Source organism: Actinobacillus seminis (assembly GCF_002263215.1).
GTDB classification, from domain to species: Bacteria; Pseudomonadota; Gammaproteobacteria; order Enterobacterales; family Pasteurellaceae; genus Actinobacillus_B; species Actinobacillus_B seminis.
Window position 1 is genome coordinate 24692 of the sequence record NZ_NLFK01000009.1, and the last position, 11110, is coordinate 35801.

8 protein-coding genes and 1 pseudogene are annotated in these 11110 nt (G+C 40.9%); 2 read left to right on the forward strand and 7 right to left on the reverse strand.

Annotated elements, in window-relative coordinates:
* Positions 1-16 precede the first annotated feature (16 nt).
* A complete protein-coding gene (rnm, locus tag CFY87_RS09055; RefSeq protein ID WP_094946861.1) occupies positions 17-856 on the reverse strand; it encodes an RNase RNM in 840 nt (279 codons plus the stop codon).
* Positions 857-934: 78 nt separating this feature from the next.
* Here rnm and CFY87_RS09060 point away from each other — a divergent pair, with 78 nt between their 5' ends.
* Positions 935-1246, forward strand: coding sequence for a hypothetical protein (locus CFY87_RS09060; protein ID WP_094946862.1), 312 nt, complete (start codon positions 935-937; stop codon positions 1244-1246).
* An 82-nt stretch (positions 1247-1328) separates the two neighbouring features.
* A complete protein-coding gene (locus CFY87_RS09065; protein ID WP_094946863.1) occupies positions 1329-2258 on the forward strand; it encodes an AEC family transporter in 930 nt (309 codons plus the stop codon).
* Here the strand turns inward: CFY87_RS09065 and CFY87_RS09070 are convergent.
* The 6 genes and pseudogenes from CFY87_RS09070 to CFY87_RS09095 all read right to left on the reverse strand — a co-directional run bounded on the left by CFY87_RS09070 (position 2259) and on the right by CFY87_RS09095 (position 11094).
* Positions 2259-3220, reverse strand: a pseudogene (locus CFY87_RS09070) (AEC family transporter).
* A 132-nt stretch (positions 3221-3352) separates the two neighbouring features.
* On the reverse strand, positions 3353-5809 hold the full coding sequence (locus CFY87_RS09075) for a glycogen/starch/alpha-glucan phosphorylase (protein ID WP_094946864.1): 2457 nt from the start codon (positions 5807-5809) through the stop codon (positions 3353-3355).
* A gap of 156 nt (positions 5810-5965) precedes the next feature.
* On the reverse strand, positions 5966-7405 hold the full coding sequence (gene glgA, locus CFY87_RS09080) for a glycogen synthase GlgA (RefSeq protein ID WP_094946865.1): 1440 nt from the start codon (positions 7403-7405) through the stop codon (positions 5966-5968).
* 56 nt (positions 7406-7461) lie between these two features.
* Positions 7462-8772: a glucose-1-phosphate adenylyltransferase gene (gene glgC, locus CFY87_RS09085; protein ID WP_094946866.1), complete on the reverse strand. Its 1311-nt coding sequence runs from the start codon at positions 8770-8772 to the stop codon at positions 7462-7464.
* Positions 8773-8819: 47 nt separating this feature from the next.
* Positions 8820-10793, reverse strand: a complete 1974-nt coding sequence (gene glgX / locus CFY87_RS09090; RefSeq protein ID WP_094946867.1) for a glycogen debranching protein GlgX — start codon at positions 10791-10793, stop codon at positions 8820-8822.
* 55 nt (positions 10794-10848) lie between these two features.
* Positions 10849-11094: a hypothetical protein gene (locus tag CFY87_RS09095; protein ID WP_143226172.1), complete on the reverse strand. Its 246-nt coding sequence runs from the start codon at positions 11092-11094 to the stop codon at positions 10849-10851.
* Positions 11095-11110 lie beyond the last annotated feature (16 nt).

Below are 11110 nucleotides of genomic sequence, written 5' to 3' on the forward strand. Positions count from 1 at the left end.
GACATCTTCGCCCACTTTATTCCGGCGACAAATCGACATGCTCCCAAATTGCCCGACAATCTGCCGGCAGCTGTAACGATTTACCTAATTCAACCCAACCGCAAGGATAATGAAAATCCGACCCGACGGAAGCCGTCAGCCCATATTCCGTCGCCCAGCGCGCCAACAATAAACGCTGATCTTTTGTTTGACCGCAACCGGCGACTTCAATTGCATCTCCATCCCATTGTTTAAACGATGCAATTAATTGTTTAATCCATTTTGTCGTCAACGTATAACGCAACGGATGCGCCAATACCGCAACGCCGCCGGCTTGATGAATAATCTCAATGGCGGTCGGAATATCCACCCAATTGGTTTTAACATATGCCGATTTACCCTGTGATAAATATTTTTTAAAGGCTTGATTTTCGCTACTAACTTTACCGATTTGCACCAAATAACGAGCATAATGCGCACGAGTGACTTCACCATCTGCCAATTTTTTGGTTTCTTCAAACGCATTCGCCACTCCCGCTTTTTCTAATTTTTGCCCAATTTCGACCGCTCTTTGATAGCGAAGTTCCGCTTGGTGGGTTAAAAGTGCGGTCATTTTTTCGTGCGTTTCATCAAATCCTAAGCCAACCACATGAATCGCACGATTTTCCCACACAGTAGAAATCTCCACTCCATTGATCAACTGAATGCCTAACTTTTCCGCTTGTAAGCGCGCTTCTGCCAAGCCATTCACTGTATCGTGATCGGTTAATGCCAACACATTGACCCCTTGTGCCGCTGCGCGTGAAACCAGCGCTGTCGGCGATAAAAAACCGTCCGATGCGGAACTATGGCAATGTAAATCGTAAATTTTATTCATCTTCTAGCACTTATCGCTTTATTCTGTTTATTCATCCTTTTTAATTAGGGTACACAATGTAGTATAAAAAGGAAAAGTATGTCAAACCATAATCATCATGCGCACTCAGATCATCATGTTCCACAAAATAAAACCGTGTTAAAAAACAGGTTTTATGCCGATTGCAAGTTTTATAATTATCGAATTTTTGGGCGATTATTTTTTAATAGCTTAGCACTCACAGCCGACACCGATCATATGGCAAATGATAGTTTTTCTTTGGGACTTGCCTTATTGGCGTTACATGTAGTGGATAAATCACCGAGATTGGAAAAATATATTTTAGGCAATCGTCCTGTTCCATTTTTTCATCATCAAGACTTTAATGAGCATTATTTTGGCAATTGTTGAGGCACATTTTTCTGTGAATTTTTATTCCCATTCGTTGTAAAAAACAGTACTATTATTCTATTCTCTTTTTTAGGTAACAAGAATGGAAATTGCCTTTTTACTCGGAATAAAAATTGTTGAATTAACACTGGCGGTATTAATGGGTTATGTATTGGTGAAAAGCAAAGCCCTAACCGCGAAAGACAGCTATCCGCTTTCGGTGATCGGGTTATATATTATCAGCCCGGCGGTAATGATTAACGCCTTTCAAATTGATTACACGCCACAAATTCTACAAGGATTGTTACTCTCCCTTGGCATGGCGGTCTTTTTACACGCTTTACTGATTTTATTAGGCCGGATATTAAAAAAATTGCTTAAACTCGATCCCCTTGAACAAGCGGCGTCAATTTATTCTAATTCCGGCAACTTAATTATTCCTATCGTTGCCTCCTTATTCGGCGAAGAATGGGTCATTTATGCCAGCTGCTTTATTGTAATACAAACCTTTTTATTTTGGACTCACTGTCGCATTTTATTGTGCGGAAAATTCAAATTAAGCTTCAAAAATATTTTCACCAACGTCAATATTCTGTCCATTATCATCGGTGTCAGTCTCTTTGCCTTTAATCTCAAATTACCCGCCATTATCACCGGTACCTTATCCTCTGTCGGTCAAATGATCGGTCCAAACTCTATGCTTATTGCCGGAATGCTGATTGCCGCTATTCCGCTTAAAACTATTTTTTCTTCTAAACGAATTTATTTAGTCACCTTTTTGCGTTTAATTTTTATCCCGCTGTGTTTGCTTGCAGTCATAAAACTTATCGGCTTTGAAACATGGGTTACCAACGGAAAAACCATTACCATGATAAGTTTTCTCGCCACCATCAGTCCGGCTGCGGCTACCGTCACCCAAATGGCATTAATTTTTAATCAAAATGCCAATAAAGCCAGCGCAATTTATGGCGTCACTACCTTGCTTTGCGTGATCACCATGCCGCTTATTATCGGTTTATTTTTGTGGTGGTAATTAAATCCACCCCGTTTGTTTTAAAATAATTAACCCAAATGCGGAACTGAACATGGATCCGAACGTAGTAAGTCCGATAATATTGGCAACCGTCACCGCATTACCGCCCATGCCACGAACCATGGCGTAAGTGGCAGTTGCCATAGGGGTGGCATTAACTAAAAAGATAATTCCTAAGCCCATTTCGCTTAATCCGAATAATTTTCCTATCCCTACCATAAAAATCGGCGCTACGATTACCCGTCCTAAACTCGCCCACAAAGAAACATCAGAGGTTTTAAACAGGATTTTAAAATCAATACTGGCGCCGGTACAAATTAAAGCGAGCGGCAAGGTAATATTTGCCAAATAATTGCCGGTTGTCATCAACGGTTTCGGCAGGCTAATTTGTAAATTTACTGCCAATAAACCAAGTATAATGCTGATCACTAAGGGGTTTTTTACTAAATTAGCCAACATCTTACTCACGCTAACCTTACCATCAGATAACGATCGGCTGATCGTAATCACCGCCAAAATATTAAATAATAATACTGCGACTGCGCTGTAAATAGAAGCGGGTGCCAATGCCGAATCGCCATAGGCATTAAAACAAAAAGCCAGCCCTAAAATACCCGCGTTACTGCGATAAATGCCTTGTACGAAAGTGCCGCGTTCTTTTTTATCTTTCACCCATTTTGCCGCCACCAACTCCGCCAATGTAAATAGCAATAATGTCCCGACGATACAAGCAGACAGCAGACGAAATTGATCTTCGATATGCTCAATAGGATTTTGATAAATATTAAAAAAAGTAAGGTTGGCAACGTAATATTAAAAATAAGTTTCGTCGCTTGCTCACTAAATTTATCGTCAATCACGTTTTTACGACGCAAAACAATACCGATCGACAACATCAATAAGATAGGCGAAATCACGCCGGCAGAAAATAGCAGCGAGGAAAGAAATTCATTGGATTGCATAGCTTATCTCGTTTTTCAAAATAAAAGTGTGGTGTTTTTTTGGAAAGTTTTGCTATATTGTCATCATCACGTTATGGGCAAAAACTTATAAAAAAACTACCGCACTTTTAGGGAGAAAATCAAGCAACTTTTTTAATTAAAGGGCTTAATTTTCCAAATTTTCTCGGCGTACTCTTTGATCGTACGATCGGATGAGAAGAAACTCATATTCACGATATTTTGAATCGCACTTTCCACCCAAGCCGCTTGATTACGATATTTCTCATCTACTAATTTTTGTGCATCCACATAGCTGCGGAAATCCGCAAAGGCTTGATAATAATCCGTGTAACGCAAGCCGTTGAGTAAATCTTGATAACGGTTTGGATCTTGCGGAGAAAAACGTCCTGATGCAATTTGATCAATAACCATACGCAAACTTTCATCATTTTGGTAAATATCAAATGGGGTATAACCGTTACGACGTAACGCTTCCACTTCTTCTACTCTGTGACCGAAAATAAAAATGTGATCTTCACCAACATTTTGCAAAATTTCAACATTCGCTCCGTCCAACGTTCCCAAGGTTAACGCACCGTTTAAAGCAAATTTCATATTGCCGGTACCGGAAGCCTCTGTACCGGCTAAAGAAATTTGCTCGGAAATATCCGCCGCCGGAATAATTAATTGCGCGAGACTCACGCTGTAGTTTGGAATAAAGACCACTTTTAAGCGACCGTGTAAACGTCCGTTATTATTGATCACTTGCGCAACATCATTGATTAAATTAATCGTTTGTTTTGCCGCATAATAGGCTGACGCCGCTTTACCCGCTAAGATAAACACGCGCGGTGTCCAATCTTTTTCCGGATGTGCCAACATGTCGTTGTAGCGACTGATAATATGCAACACGTTCAAAATCTGACGTTTATATTCGTGAATCCGTTTTACTTGCACGTCAAACAAAGCATTTGGATCAATGTCAATACCCAATTCTTGTTTCACATAATGTGCTAATTTGACTTTATTGGTATATTTTATCTTCGGAATTTCCGCTTTAAATACCGGTTCGTTAATATGTGCTTTCAATTTTTCAATAAGACTTAAATCTCTACGCCATTCTTTGCCGATATAACGATCGAATAATGCGGATAAGTCCGGATTTGCGACCGCAATCCAGCGACGTGGTGTAATTCCGTTGGTCACATTGGTGAAACGTTCCGGATAAATGCGGGCAAAATCAACAAAGGTAGAGCTAACCATTAAATCGGAATGAATTGCCGCCACCCCGTTGACTTTATGCGAACCGACCACTGATAGCCATCCCATACGGACTTTGCGCTGCTCCCCTTCTTCAATTAAGGAGACTCGACGAACGAAATCTTCATCTTGTGTCACATAGGTTCTGACGTATTCCAAGAAATAATCGTTAATCTCAAAGATAATTTGCAAATGGCGTGGCAATACTTTCGCCATCATTTCTACCGGCCAAGTCTCTAACGCTTCTGACATTAAGGTATGGCAAGTATAAGAGAAAACCGCACGACTAATATCCCATGCTTCTTCCCATTGTAACCTCTCTTGATCCACTAAAATATGCATCAATTCCGGAATGGCTAACGCCGGGTGGGTATCATTTAAATGGATCGCCACTTTTTCAGCTAAATTTCTCACACTGTCATTAGCACGTTTATGGCGCTTAATAATATCTTGTAATGATGCCGACACTAAAAAGTATTCTTGGCAAAGGCGCAATTCACGCCCCGCCCAAGTAGAATCATCCGGATATAATACGCGAGAGACGTTTTCAGATTGCGTACGTCTTTCAATGGCTTTGAAATAATCCCCTTTATTAAAAGATGCTAAGTTAAAAGAATCGCCAGCATAAGCACTCCATAATCGCAATGTAGAAGACACATTATTGGCATACCCCGGGATCATTTGGTCATACGCAAGTGCGGCAATTTCTTCCGAGTGCGCCCAAATACAACGTTTTCCTTCAAAATAAATATGTCCACCGAAACGAATAACATAACGTTTTGAAGGACGTAAAAATTCCCAAGCGACGCCTTTTTCTAACCAAGCATCCGGTTTTTCCACTTGGCGACCATCTTCGATATGTTGTTGGAACATTCCGTATTCATAGCGAATACCATAACCAATTGCCGGAATATTTAACGTCGCAATGGAATCCATAAAACAAGCTGCTAAGCGACCTAATCCGCCATTGCCCAAACCAGGATCGACTTCTTTTTCTAAAATTTCTTCTAAATCGACATTTAATTCATTTAATGCTTCTTTTGCCAAGTCATAAACCCCTTCAGCAATTAAGGCATTGGATAAGGTTCTGCCGATTAAAAACTCCATAGAAAGGTAATACACGCGACGACTATTTACCTCACGATAATCATTGGCGGTAGAAATCCACCCTTCAGTGACTAAATCACGTACCGCAAATAAGGTGGCATTTAACCAATCCCGTTGACTGGCTTCCTCAGGCGAACGTCCAATGGCAAAAATTAATTTATAAACAATCGCCTTTTTCAAAGACCCCGTATTTTGCTGCGGACGATTGTACAAAAATGGAGAATGTAAATTTTCCATTGTCATAATATGTAAGCTCCTCAATAAAAATGAGTGAATTTTATGCATTTAGAATAAAATTACAACTCTTTTTCATGGTATTTTGTATTAAATATTTTTTACACAAAAAAAGGAATGCATAATTAAACCTAATCGCATTATGCTATTCCTTTAATAAATCAATTACATAGATAAAATGCGTTGATACAAGGCACGATATTGTTCGGCGGAAATCTGCCAACTAAAATCCTGTGCCATTGCCACCGCTCTTATCTCGCCCCACTGCGCTTGTTTTTGCCATAATTCAAATGCACAACCTATGGCATATAGCATACCGCCACGATCCGCATCATTAAATACAAAGCCGGTCGCTTTATGTGCCGCCATATTTTCTTGCGTGCAATGCACCACGGTATCTGCCAACCCGCCGGTTAAACGCACCAATGGCAAAGTACCGTATTTCAAACCATAAAGCTGAGTCAATCCACAAGGCTCAAAACGACTTGGTACTAAAATCACATCACCACCGGCGATAATTAAATGTGATAAGACTTCATCATAACCAATTTTTACAGCCACATTATGCGGATAACGCTCCATCAAATACAACAGCCCTTGTTCCAAATGTGGCGCACCTGATCCCAGTACTACTAATTGCCCACCGTGGTTGACAATTTCTTCTGCGCTTTCAATCAGTAAATCCACACCTTTTTGCTCGGTTAAACGAGTCACCATCACAAACAATAACGCATCCGGCTGTTGTGGCAATTGGAAATGGGCTTGCAATTTGGCTTTATTTTTAGCTTTCCCATTAAGGTTATCTATTTGATAATGATCTTCGATATACGGATCTTGATTTGGACTCCAAATTTTCGCATCAACCCCATTTAAAATCCCAACCAATCTGCCTTGCCATTGCAAGGTATTCAACAAACCTTGTAAACCGTAGGAAAATTCCGGTGTCGTAATTTCTTTGGCATAAGTCGGGCTGACCGCTGTAGAGACATCAGAATAATAAAGTCCGGCTTTCAGATAAGACATTTCGCCATAAAATTCTAAACCCTCTACGTGATACATATGGCTCGGTAAACCAATTTCAAATAAATGATAAGGAGAGAATTTGCCCTGATAGGCTAAATTATGGATAGTAAATACCGATTTTACCGGTCGTCCTTTATTAGCTAAATAAGCGCCGGTTAATCCCGCATGCCAATCGTGGGAATGCACGACTTGCGCCTGCCACCAAAAATCCAAACCGGTCGCTAATTCCGCGCCAACCCAAGCCAATAACGCAAAGCGCTTATAATTATCCGTATAATCGTTATACCACATATCATGATAAGGGTTGCCTTCCCGCCAATATAAATGCGGTGCATCAATCAGATAAATTCCTACTCCGTTATATTCCCCGTAACGCAATACTACATGACCTGCAAAATTATCAAATTCCGCCACGACAACCGTATTTGCAATTCCATTGAGCATTGCCGGGTAACCGGGAACCACAACTCGAGCATCAATACCGATTTCTTTTTGTGCAAAAGGCAACGCTCCCATCACATCTGCTAATCCGCCGGTTTTTAATAAAGGATATAACTCTGAACAAACGTGTAACACTCTCATTAATTTTTATTCCTTAACCTAAATACTGACGGTGCTATCCGCACCGTCTTATCTCATTAATCCAAATGATCTTCCGACTCTACCTGCTCACCATTGAGCTTTTTAAGCATACTTGGCGTAACTAACACAACCCGCCCGGTACTGCTTACGCGAAAACGCTTACTATCTTCCTCAATATCGACCCCAATTTGCATCCCGTCCGGAATAACCGAATGGCGATCAACAATACAATTTTTTAATACACAGTTTTTACCGATTTTTACTTGAGGTAAAACAACGGAATAATCAACGGTAGATCCTTCATCAATCCTTACGCGATCAAACAATACCGAATAGCTTATAGAGGCATCGGTAATCACACATCCTCCTGCAATCAATGAATTATCCACCGCTCTTATATCTGCTTTCTTATAGAAAAACTTAGATGGATATGTTTGTATTGGATTACCACGAATCGGCCAGCGCTGATCATAAATATCCAATTGCGGATTTTCTGAGACTAAGTCAATATTGGATTGCCAAAAACTATCCAATGTGCCCACATCTCGCCAATAAATTTCTCCCTCGGTATTGCGCCCCATACAAGAACGACTGAATGGGTGTGCATATAATACACCTTCCTCAAGGGATTTAGGTAAAATATCCTTTCCGAAATCATGAGAAGTATAAGGTGTATTGACTTCATGAACTAACACATCATATAAATAATCCGCATTAAACACATAAATTCCCATAGAAGCGAGTGAGATATCCGGTTTACCGACCATTGCCGGCGGATCTTTTGGTTTTTCCACAAAGGCTTTGACTTTCAAATTTTCATCTACCGCCATCACCCCAAACTCCGTCGCCTCTTTACGCGGAACTTCAATACAGCCCACAGTACATTTCGCCTCGCTTGCGACATGATCCAATAGCATTTGGCCATAATCTTGTTTATAAATATGGTCACCGGCTAAAATTAACACATATTTAGGGCGATAATGATCACGGATAATTGCCATATTTTGATACACCGCATCAGCAGTTCCGCGATACCATGTAGAATCATCAATTTGTTGACGCGCCGGCAACATATCAATAAACTCGCCACGTTCTTGCGGTAAAAAAGACCAACCGTTTTGCAAATGACGCAATAAGGAATGTGCCGCATATTGTGTCACGACGCCGATACGATTAAGTCCCGAATTAATACAGTTAGACAACGCAAAATCAATAATGCGACGGTTACCGCCGAAATACAGCGCCGGTTTAGCACGTTTATCCGTTAATTCATGTAAACGTGATCCCCGACCACCGGCTAAAATAAGCACTAATGTATCTTTGACTAATTCATATTTACTAGGTAATTGAGAAATACTACTTTTCATAGTGAACTCCATTTTTCCAATTAATTCAACCCAAAGTGCGGTTGAATTTAAGCCACTTTTCGCAACACACTAAACGCCAATGCATCAAACATCTGTTGATTTTCATTTAGGTGTACACCATCTATCGTTTCCCATAGCCCATCGGGCAGGAAAAAAGTTTGTAAGCGTTCTTTAGTATTAATCAAAAACAACCACTGATTATCCAACACTATCTGCATTGCTTTTAAATCGGGATTTTGCCACTGCGCTACCGTCATTGGCTGCCCTTGCGTATCCAACCATTGTACATTTTCCGCACTCCACCATTGATCGCAGGATAAGCTACATATTTTTTTACGCAAGGCAATCGTTTGCTTAACCTCCTCAAATAATGCTCGGTCAAATTCATCCCATTTCAACCAAGCCATCTCATTATCCTGACAATAGGCATTATTATTGCCCCATTGGGTATTACCAAATTCATCTCCCGCCAATAACATAGGAGTACCATTTGCCAATAACAAAGTGCGTAATAACGCCATTTTGCTAAAAAAACGACTGCGCATTACTTGCTCGGAAAGCCCATCCGTACCTTCAATACCATGGTTATAACTGTAGTTTTCATTTCTGCCATCACGGTTTTCTTCCCCATTCGCCAGGTTATGCTTCTCGTTATAACTTACCGCATCATGTAACGTAAAACCGTCATGGGAGGTAATAAAATTAATCGAATGATGCGGCTTACGATTACCCCGTTGATAAAGATCACTTGAGCCCGCAAAGCGCTCGACAAAGGCGCCTAACTCACCACTTTGCCACAACCAAAAACGCGAAATATCATCCCTAAATCGATCATTCCATTCAGCAAAATACGCCGGGAAATTCCCCACTTGATAGCCATATTCGCCAATATCCCAAGGTTCGGCAATAAATTTACGCCCTTGTAAACGCGGCTCAATGGCAATATCGTGGAATAATTGCGCCTGTGCATGATAATTCGGCGTTTCGCGTCCTAAAACGGTAGCTAAATCAAAACGGAAACCATCCACATGGCATTCTTCCACCCAATAGCACAAACAATCCAATACCCATTTTCGGCTCATTGAATGCGATAAATTCAGCATATTGCCGCATCCTGTCCAGTTCAAATACCTCCCTTGTGCGTCTTTCCAATAGTAATAATCATCGTCGATTCCACGTTGGCTAAAAGTCGGATACCCTTGTTCCGATTCGGCGGTATGATTAAATACTACATCCAAAATCACTTCAATTCCCGCCTGATGCAAGGCTTTGACCATGGTTTTAAACTCATACAAAGGTGAACTGCCTGCTTTACCCGACCAATATTTAGGCTCCACCGCAAACATTGCCAACGGGTTATAACCCCAATAATTTTGCAATTGTTTTTGCTGCAAATGCGGTTCATCAATAAAATAATTTATTGGCAATAACTCTATCGTAGTAATACCCAAATTTTGCAAATAAGCAATGGATGTCGGATGAGCTAATCCTGCATAGGTACCGCGAAGCGCTTTAGGTAAAGCGGTTTGTAATTGGCTAAATCCTTTGACATGCAACTCATAAATAATCGTATTCGCCCACGAAACATCAGGAAATCGATCCGCTTCCCAATCAAAATCCTCCATCTCAATTTTTGCTTTAGGCGCCACTGCCGCATTATCACGCCAATCACTCAATTCAAACCAAGCCCGTTTTTCCGCGCTACTTAAATCCGGTTTTCCCTCTACAACCTTAGCATAAGGATCGAGCAATAATTTTTGCGGATTAAACCAAGGTTCATCACCATACACCCGATAACCGTAACGTGTTCCCTGTGTGATATCCGATAACCAAATATGCCAAATATCCTTGGTTTTCTGCGTTAACTCAAAACGCGTTTCCCGCTCATTTTCATCAAACAAGCAAAGCTCAACCCGACTTGCTTTGGAAGAAAACAAGCTAAAATTCAGCCCCGTTCTTCGTTTTTCTATCCGCACCGTACAGCCCAACGGATAAGGCACGCCGACACCCACTTTGCTCATTTTCTTACTGCTTTCCTTAATGGTATTACGCATTTACATTCGCTTATTTTTACGCTTATTCTTGCGTTTTTTTCACCGCACTTTTTCTCACGCGACCTTTTGCTTGCACACCGGTTGTCGTAGCCACTGAAGTTGTCGATTTATCTTCTATCGCCACTGCTTCCACTTTTCGCGTTTTACTTCTCGTCACACGCGTTTTTGTCGCCGTTTTTTCCACATTAACATCAGCAACGAGCTGATGCTCCGCTTGGTTTTTAGTCGCCGTTTTTGCGGTTGTACGTTTTACGCTTGTTTTTTTCACCGGCGTTTTTTCCACC